This window comes from Streptomyces sp. NPDC091279, from assembly GCF_044757465.1.
Classification (GTDB): Bacteria; Actinomycetota; Actinomycetes; order Streptomycetales; family Streptomycetaceae; genus Streptomyces.
Map to the genome: position 1 here is coordinate 1 of NZ_JBIVVA010000012.1, position 17,650 is coordinate 17,650.

Genomic DNA, 17,650 nt, shown 5'->3' on the forward strand with positions numbered 1-17,650 from the left:
GGTACTGCAGGGGGGACCCTGTGGGAGAGTAGGACGCCGCCGAACAATCATTGTGGGGAACCCCGCACCTTATGGTGCGGGGTTTTCTGCGTTTAAACTTCGGTTTATGAGTTACGTGATTCGTTCTATACGCGCCGACGAATGGGCCGCCGTCAAGGAGTTGCGGCTCGCCGCCCTTCAGGACCCGGTCGCGCACCTCGCCTTCCTGGAGACGTACGAGAACGCCGCCGCCTGGCCGGACTCCAGGTGGCAGGAGCGGGCCGACGGGGGCTGCGAAGGGGCCACCGGTGCTCAGCAGTTCGTCGGCGTCGCCGCTGACGGGACCTGGGCCGGGACGCTGACCGTGCTGGTCGAGGAGGCCGGGTCCACCGACTGGGCCGGGCATCCCGTCGAGCGGCGCCAAGGGCATGTCGTCGGCGTCTTTGTCCGGCCCGAGCATCGGGGCAGCGGGCTCAGCGAGGCGCTCTTCGACGCCGGGGTGAAGTGGGCCTGGGGCGCTCGGGCCGAACGGGTCCGGCTGATCGTGCACGAGAAGAACATGCGGGCCCAGGGGTTCTACCACAAGGTCGGCTTCGTCCCCAGCGGGCTCATCGTGCCGTTGCCGGGCTCCGAGGACGACGAGCTGGAGTTCGTGCTGGAGAAGCGGGCGTAGGGCCGTTGTCAGACCGGGAGTTCGGCGTGCGGCCAGCGGGACCGTGCCTGTTCGCGGGAGCGGAGCAGGGCCAGCGTCGGCAGGCCCTGCTCGGCACCGGACGCCAGCAGCTCCGGGAGCTGGGGGAGCGGGGCGACCGCGGCCACGTCGTCCAGGACGAGGGTCAGTGGTGGGTCGAGCCGACCGGCCGATGACCGTTCGGCCATGTGCCGGCCACGCTCGACCACGCTGGAGACGAGAGCCGTCAGGAGGGGCATGGCGCCCGGATCGCTCCTGGGGTCCTCGATGGACTCCCCCACTAGGTAAAGAGTGCCCCCTTCAAGGACAAAGGAATCCAGCGCGAGGGCATCTGTCCGGTTCGGTGTGCAGGCCTCGCGGATGTTCACCGTGGACAGCGCGGACAGTGCGCGGCCCGTCAACTCCTGCGCCATGTCCCGTCGTTCGGGATGGGCGGTGAGGGTGGCCTCCAGTTCGCCGGCGGCGCCGGGGGCCGCCTTCGGGTGGGTGCGCAGGATGCGGACCGCGTCCTGGACCTGGTTGCCCTGGGACCAGCGGTGGACATGGCGGACGGTGCGGCCGTCGACGGCGGCGGCGTGGACATAGCTGCGCAGGAGCGTTTCGGCCACGTCGGCCACGGCCTGGTCGATCTTCGCGGTCGGGCGGATCGCGGCCAGCAGTGCCGCCGCCCGTTCCCTGGCCGTGTCCTTCGACTCGCAGCCCGCGATGGGCGACCAGTGCAGGCGGGCCGGGGTGTCGCAGCGGTGGGCGGGGTCGTAGAGGTGGACCGGGCCCAGTTTGGCGCGGGCGTCCTTGGTCTCCTGCCACAGCGCCGGGTCAGAGGTGAGGACGAGGGCCGGGCCCACCGCCTCACGGACGGCCTGCGCGGCGGCGGCGCGGCGTTTCTCCGCAGGGCCGATCACGACGTTCTCCCAGCCGCCGTAGGCCGGAGGAACGGGAGCCGCCGGTTCCGGCACCGGCACCGGCACCGGTACGGGGACTGCGGGCGGCGCCGGGGCCGTGACGACCGGCGGGACGGGCGTCGGCGGGAGTTGCTGCGTCGGGTACGTGGGCTGCGGGGGCTGTGGTTCCGTTCTCGGGGCCGGGACTTCCTGGGGCGCCGGGGGCGGGGTGTGGCGGCGGGCGCGGGCCGCTTTCCAGTGGGCGACGCGGCTCATCGCGAACACCGTCAGCACGAAAAGCAGCATCAGCTGGCCGATGAACAGGCCCCAGAACAGGCCGTATCCGGAGAGCTGGGACGGCGGTGTGGTGGGCCAGGCGCCGGTGAGGTCGCTGGGCCGGCCGATGAGGTGGCGCACGGCGAGCGGCGTCCGCGTGAAGGTCACGCCGTGCGGCCAGCCGCCGCTCGTGAACCAGCCGGCGATGCCGGTGGCCGACCAGACCAGCAGGGTGAGGCCGAGGAGGAAGGCGAGGCTGCCGAGGAGGAGTCCGTCGGGGACGCCGCCCTGACCCTCGTTGCCGCGCTGCTGGTCCGGTCTGTTCACGGCCGTTCGCCTTCCGCTAGGCCACCGTCGACGAGCTGTCGTAGTCGCCGAGGTGCTGTTCGACGAAGGCCGCCGCCCGTTCCTCCGCTTCCAGTTCGGCGGCGCGCAGGGCGTCGTCGGCCTGGTGGTCGAGGGAGGACTCGGTCATCGCGCGGTCGGTGAAGACCAGGGGGCGTTCCGTCTCGGTGATCAGGTGTTTGACGACCTGGACATTGCCGTTGACGTCCCACACCGCGATGCCAGGGGTGAGGGTGGGGATGATCTCCACCGCCCAGCGGGGCAGGCCCAGGACGCGGCCGGTGGCGCGGGCCTCGTCGGCTTTCTGGGCGTAGATCGTTCTCGTCGAGGCCATCTTGAGGATCGCCGCCGCCTCCTTCGCGGCCGCGCCGTCGACCACGTCGGACAGGTGGTGGACGACCGCGACGAAGGACAGGCCGAGGCGGCGCCCGAACTTGAGCAGCCGTTGGAACAGCTGCGCCACGAACGGGCTGTTGATGATGTGCCAGGCCTCCTCGACCAGGAAGATGCGCTTCTTGCGGTCGGGGCGAATCCAGGTGTGCTCCAGCCACACGCCGACGATCGCCATGAGGATGGGCATGGCGATGGAGTTGCGGTCGATGTGGGAGAGGTCGAAGACGATCAGCGGGGCGTCCAGGTCGATGCCGACCGTGGTCGGGCCGTCGAACATGCCGCGCAGGTCGCCGTCGACGAGCCGGTCGAGGACGAGGGCCACGTCCAGGCCCCAGGCGCGGACGTCGTCTATGTCGACGTTCATCGCCTCGGCGGATTCCGGTTCGGGGTGGCGGAGTTGCTCGACGATGTCCATCAGGACCGGCTGGCGTTCGAGGATCGTCTCGTTGACGTAGGCGTGCGCGACCTTGAGGGCGAAGCCGGAGCGTTCGTCGAGGCCGTGGCCGAGGGCGACCTCGATGATGGTGCGCAGCAGGGCGAGCTGGCCGGTGGTGGTGATCGCCGGGTCCAGCGGGTTGAGCCGGATGCCGTGGTCCAGGGCTGCCGCCGGGTCCAGCCGGATCGGCGTTATGCCCAGCTCCTCGGCGATGAGGTTCCACTCGCCGACGCCGTCCTCGCCCTGTGCGTCCAGGACGACGACCTGTCGGTCGCGGAAGCGGAGTTGGCGCAGTACGTAGGTCTTCTCCAGGGCCGACTTGCCGTTGCCGGACTCGCCGAGGACGAGCCAGTGCGGGGCGGGCAGCTGCTGGCCGTAGAGCTGGAAGGGGTCGTAGATGTAGCCCTTGCCGGAGTAGACCTCGCGGCCGATGATCACGCCGGAGTCGCCGAGGCCGGGGGCGGCGGTCGGCAGGTAGACCGCCTGGGCCTGGCCAGTGGAGGTGCGCACCGGCAGCCGGGTCGTCTCGACCTTCCCGAAGAGGAAGCCGGTGAAGGCGTCGGTGAGGACGGTCATCGGGTCCCGCATCAGCGCATCAGCCCTACCTTCGGATTCCGGTGGCGAACGGCAGTGTGTTGACGAAGGCGCGGTGGTGCTCGCGGTCGCACCACTCCAGCTTCAGGTAGGACTTCCCGGCCGACGCCCGGATGGTCCGCTTGTCGCGGGCCAGGGCCTCGGGAGAACGGGAGGAGACGGTGATGTAGCCGACGAGGTTGACGCCGGCGGCGCCGCTGGCGAGGTCCTCGCCGCGTTGGTCGAGGCGGGAGTTGGCGGCGATGTCGCGGGGGTCGACGGTCCGGTTCATCTTGGCCTGGCGGCTGGCCTCGGCCTCGTCGTTGGTCTTCTCGGTGAGCATGCGCTCGATGGCGACCTCGGTGGGTTCGAGGTCCATGGTGACGGCGACGGTACGGATGACGTCGGGGGTGTGGACCAGGAGCGGGGCGAGGAAGTTGACGCCGACCGGGGTCATCGGCCACTCCTTCACCCAGGCGGTGGCGTGGCACCAGGGGGCGCGGGTGGAGGATTCGCGGGTCTTGGCCTGGAGGTAGGTGGGCTCCATGGCGTCCAGCTCGGCGGGCCAGGCGTTGCGCCGGGTCATCGCCTGGAGGTGGTCGATGGGGTGGTCGGGGTCGTACATGGAGTGGATGAGGGAGGCCAGGCGGCCCTGTCCGAGGGGCTGGCGGACGCGGATGTCGGCTTCCTGGAGGCGGGAGCAGATGTCGGTCAGTTCGCGGGCCATGACGACGGCGAGGCCGGCGTCCCGGTCGACCTTGCGGCCGCTGGTGGGGCGGGCCGCGCGGGCCATCGCCTGGGCCTCGGCGGCGAGTTCGCGGGTGTAGTGCATGCAGGCGACGAGGTAGGCGCGGTGCTGCTCGCTGCTCGTGGACACCATCGACTGCAACTGCTCGTAGGACTGGGTGAGCCAGCCCGGTGCGCGGTCGTCGCCGCGCTGGGAGACGTCCTTGGCGTGCGCGTCGGGGTCGGCGGGCAGGGTGCGGGCGAGCATCTGGAGGCGGGTGACGAAGCCGTCTCCGTTGGCGACGTGCTTGAGGAGGGTGCCGAAGCGGTCGACCAGGGCTTCCTGGTCCTCGGAGTCGCGCAGGCCGACGCCGGGTCCCTCGATCTCGATGGCGGCGGTGACGGTGCGCCGGTCCGCGTGCAGCAGAACGGCGATCTCGTCGGGGCCGAACGGGGCGGCGAGCCAGGTGATGCGGCCGATGCCGGGGGGCGGGCCGATCTCGATCTCCCGCCCGTCCAGGCGCACGCCGGCCTCCTGGACGCCGCTGCGGTAGAGGGTGCCGCGCTTCAGGGTGCGCTTGTAACTGCGGTTGATCTCGAACCACTTGTAGAACGTGCGGTGCTTGTAGGGCACGTACACGGCGGCGAGGGCGATCAGCGGGAAGCCGGTCAGCAGGACGATGCGCATCGAGAGGACGGGGACGAGGAGCCCGCACATCATGCCGAGGAACGCGCCCGTGATGATGAGCGCGATCTCGCCGGACTCGCGGTTGCGGCCGACGATCGCGTTCGGCCGGGCGCGTCCGATGAGATACGTCCGGCGGGGCGTGACCGGATGGGACAGGTGGGACTCGGTCGTCAACGCCCTTCACCTCCCGTGCGGTTGTTGCCGCTGTTGCTGGCGTGCGGGGTGTTGATGCCGGTGCTCGACCGGGGTGCGGGTGCGGCGGAGGGGACAGATCCGCCGCCTCCGTTCGGGGTGCGGGCGCTGTGGGCGGCGACGCCCCCGGAGACGGGGTTGGCCGGGCGGGGGGCGCTGGAGGACTGGCCACCGCCGCCGTCGTTGGATCGGGTGCTGTGGGTCTTGATGCCCTGCGCGACCATGGTGGCGGGGGAGCTGAGGACGGCGGCGGCCTTGCTCTCGGCGCCCTGCATGAGGCGGTTGTTGCGGGAGCCCGCGATCTCGTCGCCGAAGCCGGGCACGAAGCGGTAGATCATCGCGCTGGCGAAGATGGCGAGCAGGATGATCGCGAGGCCGGAGACGACGGCGGAGAAGGAGTTGGGGCCGTCGGCGCTGGAGAGGGCGCCGGCCAGGCCGAGGACGATGACGATGACCGGTTTCACCAGGATCACGGCGATCATGACGCCGGCCCAGCGGCGGACGTGGCCCCAGAGGTTCTTGTCGACGAGGCCCGCGTAGACGACGGTGCCCAGCAGGGCGCCGACGTAGAGGAGCGCGGCCCGGATGACCAGCTCAAGCCAGAGGACGCCGGCGGCGAGGATGCTGACCAGGGAGACCACGATCAGCATGATCGGGCCGCCGCCGATGTCGTTGCCCTTGTCGAGGGCGCCGGAGAAGTTGCCGAAGAACGTGGACTGGTCGCCGGTGGACTTCGCGAGGACGTCGGTGACGCCGTCGGTCGCCGAGACGACGGTGTAGAGGATCAGGGGCGTGAACGCGGAGGCCAGCACGGTCAGCCAGAGGAACCCGATCGCCTCGGACATCGCGGTGCCCAGCGGCACGCCCCGCACGGCCCGCTTGGCGACGGCCAGCAGCCACAGGACGAGCGTGAGGATCGTCGACGCGGCGAACACGACGGCGTACTGCTGGAGGAACTTGGTGTTGGTGAAGTCGACGTTCGCGGTGCCCTTGACGGCGTCGCTGAGCTTGCCGACGGTCCAGGAAGCGGCCTCGGCACACCCCTTGGCCAGGGAGGAGAGGGGGTCGGTGGTGGTGGGCACACTGGTGGTGCTGCCGGTGTCGGCGCTGCTGCCGCGCTCGCAGTAGTCCTTGGCGCGGCCCCGGATGAGGTCGCAGGCGCTGTTGCTGGCCGACGGGCTGGGGCTCGCCGTGGTGCTGGGGGTGGTCGAGGGTGTGGGGGTGGGTGTGGGTGTGGGTTCGGCGAAGGCGCGGGTGGCCAGCAGCACCATGGCCGTCTGCACCGTGGCGGCCGCTGCCGTCACCTTGAGGAAGAGGTGGTTAGCGCGCATACGTGAACCCTCCGAACTCCTCGACGGCCTTCGTCATGTCGTCAGCGGTGGAGGCCTTCTGGTCGTCCCCGACCGGGACGGGACCGTCCTTCTGCTGGAAGTCGGTGATCTTCCAGTCGTCGCTGATCCACTTCAGTCGGTACGTGGTGGTGTACCAGCTCTCCGAGACCGGGTTCGTCGACGTCTCGCCGGAGAGGCCGAAGAGCGAGGTGTACCAGACCTCGACGGTCGCCGTGCCGGCGCTGACCGCGGTGGCCTTGGTGCCCACCGGGATGACGCGGGAGACGAAGTTCTGGCCGCTCGGCGCGGAGCCGTCCTTGGTCAGGCCGATGCTGGTGAGGAACTTCTCGCTGGAGTAGGCGCTGTCCAGGCTCGACTGGTGGCTCGCGGCGACGTCGGCCGCGTAGACGGTGTCGACGATCTCGTGCCGTTTGGCGGTGTTGAACATCTCCGCCGACCCCAGGGCCACCGAGTAGTTCGCCGCTGCGCTTTCTGCGCCCTGTTTGGTGTGGGGGTAGCCCGTGGGGATGCCGGAGGCCTTGGTGGTGACCGGGTGTTGGCCGGAGGCGGCTGTCGTGGACGTCTCCGGCTTGGCGCTGCCCGCGTTGCCGGTGGCGGTGTCGTCGTCGCCGCGGTTCGCGAAGGCGATGGCGGCGATCAGTACGACGACGACGCCGACGACCGTGATGAGGCTGCGGGAGGAGGTGCGGCCGGAGCGGCGGGGGTCGCCGGGGCCCTCGGGCAGATGGGTGCGGGTCTGGCCGGTGCCGCCGTAGCCGCCGGGGCCGTTGTCGTCCGAGAGACTCATGCCGCGTCCGCCCCCTCGGCGTCGTGCGGGAACACGTGGGAGTACGACGGTAGCCCTGCCGGGGGCCGCGCGGGGGCGGTGTGGTGAGTCGACATCAGGGAACGCAACCTCAGCCGGGAGGGGAAAGGGAGGGGAGCGGGGACGGAGCGCCGGTCGGGGCGGTCAGACCGCCATGCCGTACACGATCGTGAACAGCGTTCCCAGTGAGCCGATGATGAAGACTCCCGTGAGGCCCGCGATGATGAGGCCCTTGCCCTGTTCCGCGCTGAAGGTGTCGCGCAGGGCGGTGGCGCCGATGCGCTGTTTGGCGGCGCCCCAGACCGCGATGCCGAGGCAGATCAGGATCGCGAACGCCATCACGACCTGGATCATCGTCTTCGCCTCGGTGCCCAGGGTGCCGAAGGGTCCCCAGTCGGGAGCGATCCCGCCGATGATGGTGTTGATGTCTCCCTTGTCGGCTGCGAAGAGCATGTAAGTCACCGCCCCTGGTGGGTAGTTCCGCTGCCTCTGCGGAGGTGCAGAGGCGGACCTCATTCTCGCTGACAATGCCGCTGTCGTATGTCGACTTGGCGTCATTGCTTGGTGGGTTTCGTACAAATAGCGCGTACGGTCACTCTGTGTATCACGGCAGGTCACGCCGGGCAATGAGGCCTGAGCGGAACCTGTGGTGTGGTTCCGTCGTTGACCCCTTCTATGGCCTGCGCCGCTGGCCCGGCCCGTTTCTGACGGTCGGTCGGGCGGATGGCCGGTTCCAGAGTATCCCGGCATGACGAACGGGCCGCGGTCGGTCGTCGCGGCCCGTTCGGTGCGGGAGGGTCAGCCGGTGAAGGCGGAGACCCCCGCGGGGGTGCCCACGCCGGTCGGGCCGTCGTATCCGGACCGCGCGGTGCAGAGGTAACTCGTGGTGCAGGTGCCGTTGTTGCCGCTGGTGACGTCGTTCAGGGCCGAGGTGCCGGCCGAGGCGTAGGGGAACGACGCCGGGGAGGAGCCGGTGGAGGGGGTGCCGGCGAGGGCGTAGACGCCCGCGATGATCGGCGACGAGGCGCTGGTGCCGCCGAAGGTGTACCAGCCGGCGGTGATGCCGTAGGAGTCGTAGACGGAGACGCCGGTGGCCGGGTCGGCTACGGCGGCGACGTCGGAGACGGTGCGCTTGGTGCAGCCGGTGTCGGTCTGCCAGGTCGGCTTGGTGTCGTAGGCGGAGCAGCCGGAGCCGGTCCCCTCGGAGCTGCTGGTCTTCCAGACCGTCTCGGTCCAGCCCCGGGTGGTGGAGGAGGTGGCCAGGGCGGTGCCGCCGACGGCGGTCACGTACTTGGAGGCGGCCGGGTACTCGGCGCCGTAGCCCTCGTCGCCCGCGGAGACGGTGATGGCGACGCCGGGGTGGTTGAAGTACGCGGTGTCGTAGCTGGTGTCGGAGGACGACTCGCTGCCGCCGTAGCTGTTGGAGACGTACTTGGCGCCCAGGGTGACCGCGCGGTTGACGGCGGTGCCGAGGTTGGCCATCGTCGCCGAAGTGGCCTCCACCAGAAGGATGTTGCAGTTCGGGCAGACCGCCGAGGCCATGTCGAGGTCGAGGGAGATCTCCTCGGCCCAGCCGCTGTCGGCGCTCGGCAGGGAGGTGGTGGAGCCGCTCTGGCTGACCTTCTTGAAGCAGCCGTTGGCCACCGTGCAGGCCGGGAGGCCGTAGTACGAGCGGTAGGTGGCGAGGTCGGCGGCGGCGTTGGGGTCGTCGTAGGCGTCGACGATGGCGATGGTCTCGCCGGCGCCGTTGGAGGCGGCGGCCGCGGTGAGGCCGTACGCGGACTGGAGGTTGCTCGGGCCGTAGCCGGAGGGGGCGGCGGCGTCGGCGGCCTTGGGGGTGATGCCGGTGCGGGCGGCCTGTGCCTGCTGGAAGGCGGTGAGGCCGCCGGTGACGCGGTAGGAGTCGCAGGTCAGTTCGCCGGGGTGGGCCGGGGTGGTGCAGGGGGTCGCGGTCCAGGTCGCCTGCGCGGTGGCGGCGGTCTGGGCGGCGTCGGCCTGGACGGCGGTGCCGAAGCCGGTCAGCAGCAGGGTGGCGGTGGCGGCGACCGCGGTGCCCGCGCGGCGCCAACCGCGCTGCGTGGCAGGTCTGTTGCGTGGGGTGGTACGCATCGTGCAGCCTCCTGATGTTCCTCGGGTGGAGTGGAACAGGGGCGGTGCGGGTGCGAGGCCGCCGGTACGGGGTCCCCGGCGGCGGGCGGCGGCCCGCCACGACGATGCGCTTGTCGGGTGCGCGACAAAAGGGGGTCGGCGGAGTTCTGACTTCCGCCTTACCGAACGCGGGCCGCTCCTTGCCGAACCGCGTCGGGCCCTTGACCCAACGCACAGCCGGTCCATGGGAACGGGCGTCGGCGCCGACAGGGCCAACTCCCGTGCCGGGCAACGGAAAACGGGCCGCGGCCGGCTGCCGTGACCCGTTTTCTTCCGTGCCGCCGAGGAGACCCCACGTACTCCTCATCCGGCGGCGCCCCGTGACCCGACGGGGTGGTCCTGCGGTGGTGGCTGACGTCAGCCGGTGAAGGCGTCCAGGCCCTCCGGGGTGCCCCAGCCGGTCGGGCCGTCGTAGCCCGAGCCCGCGGTGCAGAAGTAACTCGTCGAGCAGGTGCCGTTGTTGCCGCTGGTGACGTCGTTCAGGGCGGAGGTGCCGGCCGCCTTGTAGGGGTACTGGGCCGGGTAGTCGCTGCTGCCCGGGGTGCCGGCCAGGGCGTAGACCGACGCGATGATCGGGGCGGAGGCGCTGGTGCCGCCGTAGGTGTTCCAGCCGGTGCCGTCGTCGCCGTAGCTGTCGTAGACGGAGACGCCGGTGGCCGGGTCGGCGACGGCCGAGACGTCGGCGATCATGCGCTTGGTGCAGCCGGTGTCGGTCTGCCAGCTGGGCTTGGCGTCGTCGGCGGAGCAGCCGGAGCCGGTGCCCTCGGTGCTGCTGGTCTTCCAGACGCTCTCGGTCCAGCCACGGCTGCTCGACGACGTCGAGAGCTTGGTGCCGCCGACGGCCGTCACGTACTTGGAGGCGGCCGGGTACTCGGCGCCGTAGGCCTCGTCGCCCGAGGAGGCGGTGATGGCGACGCCCGGGTGGTTGTAGTACGAGGAGTCGTAGGTCGTGTCCGACGACGACTCGTCGCCGCCGTAGCTGTTGGAGACGAACTTGGCGCCCAGCTTGACCGCCTCGTTCACGGCGGTGCCGAGGTTGGCGTCGCTCGCGGACTTGGCCTCGACCAGCGTGATGTTGCAGTTCGGGCAGATGGCGGAGGCCATGTCGACGTCGAGGGAGATCTCGCCGGCCCAGCCGCTGTCGGCCGTGGGCAGGGCGGACGTCGAGCCGGTCTGGCTGACCTTGGAGAAGCAGCCGTTGGCCGTCGTGCAGGCGGAGAGGCCGTAGTACGAGCGGTAGGTGGCGAGGTCGGCCTCGGCGTCGGGGTCGTCGTAGGCGTCGACGATGGCGATGGTCTCGCCGGAGCCCTTGGAGGAGGACGCGGAGGTGAGGCCGTAAGCGGACTGGAGGTCGCTCGGGCCGTAGCCGGTCGGGGTCGCCGAGGTGGCGTCCGGCGTGACGGTCTTGGGGGCGATGCCCTTCCTGGCGGCCTGCTCCTCCTGGTAGGCGGTGGTGCCGCCGGTGACGCGCAGGGCGTCGCAGGAGGCGTAGCCCTTCTTCGGGGTGGCGTCGCACGCCGAGGTGTAGGTGACGTGGGCCTTGGCGACCTGGGCGGCGATCGTCTTGGCGCTCACCTTGTGACCGGTGCTCGCGGTCGCGGGGGCGGGGGCGGCGGTCGCGGTGACAGCGGTGCCGAAGCCGGCCAGCAGCAGTGCGGTGGTGGCCGCGGCTGCCGAGCCTGCCAGGCGCCATCTGCCGGATATGCGGGGGGAGTTGGGCGTGGGCGTACGCAACGTACAGCCTCCTGGGAGAGGTGGACAGAGGCCTGCGGAGGGGGGACCACCGGTGAGGTTCCCGGTGGGGGCGGCGACCCGCGACGAACACTGCGCTTGTTGAGTACGCGACAACAAGACGGGTTTCGGAATCCTGACTTCCGCATTACTGAAGGGGGCGGCGGGCTTACCGGACGATGGCGGGCCGGTGGGGGCGGAATGGCGGCCGCTTGACTTTCTTCACGGGAGGAACACACAGGCGGGAGGGGCGCGGGGGGTAAGGAGCGAGGGGGGCTCGGGTCCGTCCCCGGGGGCGGAGTGGGCCATCCGGCGCTACGGTGAGAAGAACGCAGCCGTCTCTCACCTTCGTGGGTCAGAGTGGGGCCCGATGAAGCGCATCTCACGCATCACCAGGCTCGTGTACGGCGCTGCCTTCCTTCTGGTGCCCGCCGTCACCTCGTCCTCGCTCGCGGCCGCCGACGACGGCCCCGGGCCCCTCGGCGTGACCGCCGTCGCCGCCCTGAACGCGCAGAGCGCGAGAGTCGGCGCCCTCTTCGGCAAGGGCCGCGCGGACAAGCTGCCCGGCGGCCACTTCTGCACCGCCTCCGTCGTGCACAGCCCCCACCGCAACCTCGTCGTCACCGCCGCGCACTGTCTCGACGGCGACGACGGCGGCAAGGGCGCCCTGTTCGTCCCGGCGTACCGGAACGGGCGGGCCCCCTACGGGGTGTGGACCGTGCGGCGCGTGTTCCTGCCGGACGGCTGGGCCAAGGGGCAGGACGAGGACAGCGACGTCGCCTTCGCGGTCCTGGCCGACCGGGACGGCAAGGGCGTCGAGGACTTCGTCGGCGGCAACCGTTTCGTCACCGGCACCACCACCGGGGCCACCGCGGTGACGATCACCGGGTACCCCAACTCCCGTGAGGTGCCCATCAGTTGCACCAACAAGCCGGTCGCGCACAGCAGCACCCAACAGCGCGTGGACTGCCCCGACTTCCCCGGCGGCACCAGCGGCAGCCCCTGGGTCAACGGCGACGGTTCCGTCGTCGGCGTCCTCGGCGGACACGAACAGGGCGGCAGCACGGACGACATCTCCTACAGCGTCGTCCTGGGCACGGAGGCCAAGGAGCTGTACGGGGACGCGGCCGGCGACCCGTGACCGGCGACCCGTGACCGGCGACCCGTGAGCGGGGGGCGGTGAGCGGCGGCCCCTCGCCAGTGGGCCGGGATCGTGCCCCTGTGCGCCCTGACCTGTGAGCCGGGTGCGCCGGGGGTGCCCCCTGTTCTTCGATTCCCTCACTCCATAACACCGCGGCCGCCTCTACACTGACCTGGGCGACGGACTCCCGGTCGGTGAGGGGCGGTTGACGGTGCGTAAGGCATGGGTCGTGGCTTCCGTGGCCGCAGGGTCAGGTCTGGCGTTCATGATGGTGCTGATCGTCGGCGTCTACCTCGTCGCCGGGAACGTCGCCGACGGGGCCGCCGGGGCCGGGAAGGCGCTCGCCAAGGGGGCCGTTCCCGCCGCCTACCGGGACCTCGTGCAGAAGTGGGGCAACCTCTGCCCCGCCCTCAACCCCGCGCTGCTCGCCGCCCAGCTCTACCAGGAGAGCGGCTTCAATCCGCAGGCCAAGAGCCCGGCGGCCGCGCAGGGAATAGCGCAGTTCATCCCCGGCACCTGGGCCACCCACGGCATCGACGGCGACGGCGACGGCGTCAAGAACGTCTGGGACCCCGCCGACGCCATCCCCTCCGCCGCGTCCTACGACTGCCAGTTGGCCTCGTACGTGAAGGACGTTCCCGGGAACGCGACCGAAAACATGCTGGCCTCCTACAACGCCGGCGCGTACGCGGTCATCAAGTACGGGGGCGTTCCGCCGTATTCGGAGACGCGGAACTACGTCAAGACGATCACCACCCTGGAGGAGAGCTTCGCGGCTCCCGTCTCCCGGGTCGACCCCTCCGAGCAGGCCGCCGGGGCGATCTACTACGCGCAGAAGAAGCTCGGCACCCCGTATCTGTGGGGCGGCACGGGAACGGCGGCCCAGAGCGGGCGTTTCGACTGCTCAGGGCTGACGCAGGCGGCCTACGAGAGCGTCGGCATCACGCTGCCACGCGTCGCCAACGACCAGTACAACGCGGGCCCGCACCCGGGGCGCGACGAACTCCTCCCCGGTGACCTGGTCTTCTTCTCCCACGACCCGAACGACTCCCGGGCCATCCATCACGTCGGCATCTACGTCGGCGGCGGCTACATGATCGACGCCCCCCGCACCGGCGCGGTGATCCGCTTCGACCCCATCGACGGGGCGGACTACTTCGGTGCCACCCGGGTCACCGAAGATGGCGCGAAAGCGCTCCCCACGACGGTCTGACCCGAGCCGGAACGCACCCCCTGAGCTGCGGCTATGAGTCTCTCTTCGATAACGTCTGCGTGATCATTCGGTGGAGTGAGGAACGTATGGGCAGGGGCTGTGCGTTCCTGTTGACGTAATGATCTACGCGGTGAGTTACGTGGTGCGCCATACCTCCGCCACTCCGTAGTGATCCACCGCCACGGGGGTGGGAGAGCGCGGCGCACGTCAGGTGCGCCGGGAAGCAGCCGACGAAGGGGCCGCAGCACGATGGCTGGACTCGCCGAATCCGGGTCGAACCCCGACATCGACCTGCTCTACGACATCAACGGCCTCGCCAAGGACGCCCCGCACTGGTTCGACCGGGGCATGGAGTTCGTCGGCGAGTACGGGCTGCCCGTCGCGATGGTGCTGCTGGTCCTCGGCTGCTGGTGGTCGGTGCGCCGCAGGGGCGGGGAGGACGCGCCCACCTCGGTGGCCGCGCTGGTCTGGGCCCCCCTCGCGGCCTCCGTCGCGCTCCTGGTGAACGTGCCGATCCGGGGGTTCGTCGAACGGCCCCGGCCCTTCGTCACCCACCAGGGCATCGACGTCCTGATCGCCGGGAAGACCGACTTCTCGTTCGTCAGCGACCACGCCACGATCACCATGGCGATGGGCGTCGGCCTCTTCGTCGCGCACCGCCGCTTCGGCCTGGCCGGCATCGCCCTCGCCCTGCTTGAGGGCTTCTGCCGGGTCTACATGGGCGTCCACTACCCGACGGACGTCATCGGCGGCTTCGCCCTCGGCACCGCCGTCGCCCTGCTGCTGTCGCCGCTCGCGATGGCGCTGCTGACGCCGCTGGCCAAGGCCGTCGACCGCTCCCCGCGGGCGGGCTGGCTGGTGCGGGCCGGCGGAAGCGCCCGCGCCGACCGCGACAGCCTGATCCCGGGCTCCCGCAGCGGCAGCCAGACGGCAGAGGAACGCGACCTGGCCGCGTGAGGTGAGTCAGGGCGGGGCCGTCCCGGTCACAGGGACTGGGGGTAGGTGAAGAAGGCGGTCGGGTCGTACTGCTTCTTCAGCCGGGTCAGCCGGGTCGCCGCGTCGCCGTAGTAGGCCTTGCGCCAGTCGGTGAGGGTGGGGTCGATGTAGTTCTGGTAGGCCGCGCCGGACGCGTACGGCTTCATCGCGGTGTGCGCGCCGGACAGCCAGGACCGCACGGCCGTACCGGAGGTGCCCGCCTTCCAGGCCCCTATGTACTGCGTCAGCATCCGCGACCGGCGGTGCACGAACGCCGTCGCCGTGGGCGAGACCCGGTTGACCGCGCCGCCCAGCGCGGTGAACGCGATGCTGCCCGAGCCGCCCCGCACCGACGTCAGCTGCGCCAGGAGCTTCTGGATGCCGGCCTCGGGCAGCGAACGGTCGAAGAAGTCGGAGTGCGCCGCGTACGTCTCCCGGCCGAGCGCGCCCTCGGGGGAACGCCCCGGTGTGGTCCCCGGCAGATGGCACTGGACCTGCGCGGAGAACGACGAGCAGCCCGCGTAGATCTCCATCGCCTCCTCGTAGCCGCGCCGGCGCAGCGAGACACTGGTCGCGTCGGCGCCCGCGAGGTGGGCGAGGCGGTCGACGGCGTTCTGGAGTTCGCCGTAGGTGCCCAGGGAGAACGCGGCCACGGAGATGGTCGGGGTGCCGCCCGCCGAGGCGTCCAGGTGCAGCGACGACCAGATCTCGTCGGGCTGGGAGGGGCCCCACTCCTGCCAGGCCTTGAACACGGCCGCCGCCTTCGACCACGGCCAGCTGAGGAAACCGGACACGGCTTGCGGCGCCGGGTGGGTTGTGAAGTGCAGCTCGGTGACGACGCCGAAGTTGCCGTTGCCCGCGCCGCGCAGCGCCCAGAACAGGTCCTTGTTGGTCGTGGCGTTCGCGGTGAGCTGCTTGCCGTCGGCCGTGATCAGGGTGGCCTGCGTGAGGCTGTCGCAGGTCAGGCCGTAGGCCCGGGAGACCACGCCGTGGCCGCCGCCGAGGACCAGGCCGGAGACGCCGACCGTGGGGCAGGAGCCCGCCGGTATCGTCGTTCCCTTCGCGGCGAGCGTCCGGTAGACGTCGATCAGCTTGGCGCCCGCGCCGACCACCGCCGTGTCGCCGCTGGCGCGCACCTTGTTCAGGCGGGACACGTCGACGATCAGGCGGCCGTCGCCGGAGGACCAGCCGCCGTAGGAGTGGCCGCCGTTGCGGATCGAGACCTTGACGCCGTGGGCGCGCGCGTACGCGAGGGCCGTGCGGATGTCGTCGGTGTGCGCGACATAGGCGACGGCGGCGGGCTTCAGGTCGTCGAAACGGGTGTTGTAGAGCTGGCGGGCCGCCGCCCACTCGGCCTCACCGGGGCGGACCAGGGTGCCGTCGAGACCGCGGCCGAGGGCGGTCCAGTTCGCCGGGGCGGCGACCGCGCCGGTGGTCCGGATCGAGGTACCGGTGTGGCTGCCGGCGGCCGTGGACGCGGTGTCCGCCGCGCTGGCGGAGCCGCCGCCCTTGCAGGACGCTGTGGTCACCGCCGCCACCGCGACCGCGCCGCCCCCGATGAACGTCCGTCGTTCCATGCTGTGCCTCCCGTGCGTCTCCTGGTACAGGACGGCACGCCGGGCTGCGGGGTTCCCTGAATCGACACTCCGTGCGAGCGGCGGCCCACGGGAGGAGGGTGAGGTCTGTGCCACCATCGCGGCTGCCGGGACGCGATCCCACCGTGAGCGTTCCGTGACCTAACCACACCGACCGCAGGGGTTCACCTCCCGTTCATTTACGGCCATAGGCGCCTTCACCTGTTCTGCCTAATTTCGGCCTTGCACGATGTGGAGCGCACTGCGAAGACCGCGCCCACATCCCCACAGACTTCGCACGCCGCCGGTTCAGGACGGCGGCTCCTGGAAGGAACACTTTCAAGTGAAGCTTCAGCGCATGAACCGGCGGGCCCTCGCTCTCGGTGCTCTCGCGGTCTCCGGCGCCCTGGCCCTCACGGCGTGCGGCTCCGACGACACCGGCTCCGGCAGCAGCGACGCGTCGGCGTCGGCCAAGGCCGGCTCGATCGACTGCGGCGACGCCAAGAGCGGTCAGCTGCTCTCCGACGGCTCGTCGGCGCAGAAGAACGCGATCGACGCCTGGGTGGCCCAGTTCTCCCAGGCCTGCGGCGTGCAGATCAACTACAAGGCGGGCGGCTCCGGCGCCGGTGTCACCTCCTTCACCCAGGGTCAGCTGGCGTTCGCCGGCTCGGACTCGGCGCTGAAGCCCGAAGAGGTCACCGCGTCCAAGAAGATCTGCTCCGGCGGCCAGGGCATCGACCTCCCGATGGTCGGCGGCCCGATCGCCGTCGGCTTCAACGTCTCCGGCGTGGACAACCTCGTCCTGGACGCCCCGACGCTCGCCAAGATCTTCGACAGCAAGATCACCAAGTGGAACGACCCGGCGATCAAGAAGCTGAACCCCAGCGCGAAGCTTCCCGACCTCAAGATCCAGGCGTTCCACCGCTCCGACGAGTCCGGCACCACGGACAACTTCACCAAGTACCTGAAGGCCGCCACCCCGGGCAACTGGAAGTACTCCGGCGGCAAGGCCTGGCAGGCCCAGGGTGGCCAGGCCGCCGCCCAGTCCTCCGGCGTCGCCGCCCAGGTCAAGCAGACCAACGGCGCCATCGGCTACTTCGAGCTGTCCTACCTCGGTGACGGCGTCAAGCCGGTCAGCATCGACACCGGCGCCGGCTCGCCGGTCGCGCCCAGCAGCGACAGCGCCACCAAGGCCATCGCCGACGCCAAGGTCGTCGGCACCGGCAAGGACCTGTCGCTCCAGCTGAACTACAACACCAAGGCCGCGGGCGCCTACCCGATCACCCTCGTCACCTACGAGATCGTCTGCGACAAGGGCAACAAGTCCTCGACGCTGCCGGCCACCAAGTCGTTCCTCAAGTACATCGCCTCCGAGGACGGCCAGGGCCTGCTGCCGGGCCTGAAGTACGCGCCCATCCCCGCCGACATCATCGCGAAGGTCCGTACCACCATCGACGGACTGAGCTGATCTGAGCGTGCGGCCCGGTCCCGGGCCTGAACCGGGACCGGGCCGCATCGTCCGGTGCACCGC

Annotated in this window: 14 protein-coding genes; 5 read left to right on the forward strand and 9 right to left on the reverse strand. The window is 70.7% G+C overall.

The genetic code is table 11. The features are described from left to right. The first annotated feature begins 106 nt into the window (after nucleotides 1-106). Entirely contained in the window at nucleotides 107-652 is a 546-nt protein-coding gene (locus ACIQOU_RS28000; RefSeq protein ID WP_401540568.1) for a GNAT family N-acetyltransferase, read from the forward strand. Nucleotides 653-660: 8 nt separating this feature from the next. On the opposite strand, the gene ACIQOU_RS28005 is transcribed toward ACIQOU_RS28000, so the two are convergent. The 8 genes from ACIQOU_RS28005 to ACIQOU_RS28040 form a co-directional block, all read right to left on the reverse strand. Further along, complete coding sequence (locus ACIQOU_RS28005; RefSeq protein WP_401540570.1) at nucleotides 661-2,154, reverse strand: type IV secretory system conjugative DNA transfer family protein; 1,494 nt, start codon at nucleotides 2,152-2,154, stop codon at nucleotides 661-663. 16 nt (nucleotides 2,155-2,170) lie between these two features. After that, complete coding sequence (locus tag ACIQOU_RS28010; RefSeq protein WP_401540573.1) at nucleotides 2,171-3,589, reverse strand: ATP-binding protein; 1,419 nt, start codon at nucleotides 3,587-3,589, stop codon at nucleotides 2,171-2,173. Nucleotides 3,590-3,602: 13 nt separating this feature from the next. Beyond that, the gene (locus ACIQOU_RS28015; protein WP_401540576.1) at nucleotides 3,603-5,162 is read right to left on the reverse strand and encodes an SCO6880 family protein; all 1,560 of its coding nucleotides are present in this window, start codon (nucleotides 5,160-5,162) and stop codon (nucleotides 3,603-3,605) included. Further along, complete coding sequence (locus tag ACIQOU_RS28020; protein ID WP_401540578.1) at nucleotides 5,159-6,511, reverse strand: hypothetical protein; 1,353 nt, start codon at nucleotides 6,509-6,511, stop codon at nucleotides 5,159-5,161. Before ACIQOU_RS28020 ends, ACIQOU_RS28015 begins: the two co-directional genes overlap by 4 nt. Then, complete coding sequence (locus ACIQOU_RS28025) at nucleotides 6,501-7,319, reverse strand: hypothetical protein (protein ID WP_401540581.1); 819 nt, start codon at nucleotides 7,317-7,319, stop codon at nucleotides 6,501-6,503. Before ACIQOU_RS28025 ends, ACIQOU_RS28020 begins: the two co-directional genes overlap by 11 nt. A 162-nt stretch (nucleotides 7,320-7,481) precedes the next feature. Continuing rightward, entirely contained in the window at nucleotides 7,482-7,790 is a 309-nt protein-coding gene (locus tag ACIQOU_RS28030) for a hypothetical protein (protein WP_093830416.1), read from the reverse strand. A gap of 345 nt (nucleotides 7,791-8,135) precedes the next feature. Next, nucleotides 8,136-9,446, reverse strand: coding sequence for a peptidase S8 (locus ACIQOU_RS28035; protein WP_401540584.1), 1,311 nt, complete (start codon nucleotides 9,444-9,446; stop codon nucleotides 8,136-8,138). 396 nt (nucleotides 9,447-9,842) lie between these two features. Next, entirely contained in the window at nucleotides 9,843-11,219 is a 1,377-nt protein-coding gene (locus ACIQOU_RS28040) for a peptidase S8 (protein WP_401540587.1), read from the reverse strand. A 367-nt stretch (nucleotides 11,220-11,586) separates the two neighbouring features. Between ACIQOU_RS28040 and ACIQOU_RS28045 the strand changes: the two genes are divergently transcribed. From ACIQOU_RS28045 to ACIQOU_RS28055, 3 genes are all read left to right on the forward strand, one after another. Then, on the forward strand, nucleotides 11,587-12,357 hold the full coding sequence (locus tag ACIQOU_RS28045) for a trypsin-like peptidase domain-containing protein (protein ID WP_401540590.1): 771 nt from the start codon (nucleotides 11,587-11,589) through the stop codon (nucleotides 12,355-12,357). A 205-nt stretch (nucleotides 12,358-12,562) separates the two neighbouring features. After that, nucleotides 12,563-13,570 (forward strand): NlpC/P60 family protein, encoded by a 1,008-nt coding sequence (locus tag ACIQOU_RS28050; protein WP_401540593.1) that lies wholly within the window; start codon nucleotides 12,563-12,565, stop codon nucleotides 13,568-13,570. 249 nt (nucleotides 13,571-13,819) lie between these two features. Next, nucleotides 13,820-14,527, forward strand: a complete 708-nt coding sequence (locus ACIQOU_RS28055) for a phosphatase PAP2 family protein (RefSeq protein WP_401540596.1) — start codon at nucleotides 13,820-13,822, stop codon at nucleotides 14,525-14,527. A 26-nt stretch (nucleotides 14,528-14,553) separates the two neighbouring features. Here the strand turns inward: ACIQOU_RS28055 and ACIQOU_RS28060 are convergent, their stop codons facing one another. Further along, nucleotides 14,554-16,122, reverse strand: coding sequence for an FAD-binding oxidoreductase (locus ACIQOU_RS28060; RefSeq protein WP_401540599.1), 1,569 nt, complete (start codon nucleotides 16,120-16,122; stop codon nucleotides 14,554-14,556). Between the two features lie 340 nt (nucleotides 16,123-16,462). Here ACIQOU_RS28060 and pstS point away from each other — a divergent pair, with 340 nt between their 5' ends. Then, nucleotides 16,463-17,587: a phosphate ABC transporter substrate-binding protein PstS gene (gene pstS / locus ACIQOU_RS28065; RefSeq protein WP_401540602.1), complete on the forward strand. Its 1,125-nt coding sequence runs from the start codon at nucleotides 16,463-16,465 to the stop codon at nucleotides 17,585-17,587. The last annotated feature ends 63 nt before the right edge of the window (nucleotides 17,588-17,650 follow it).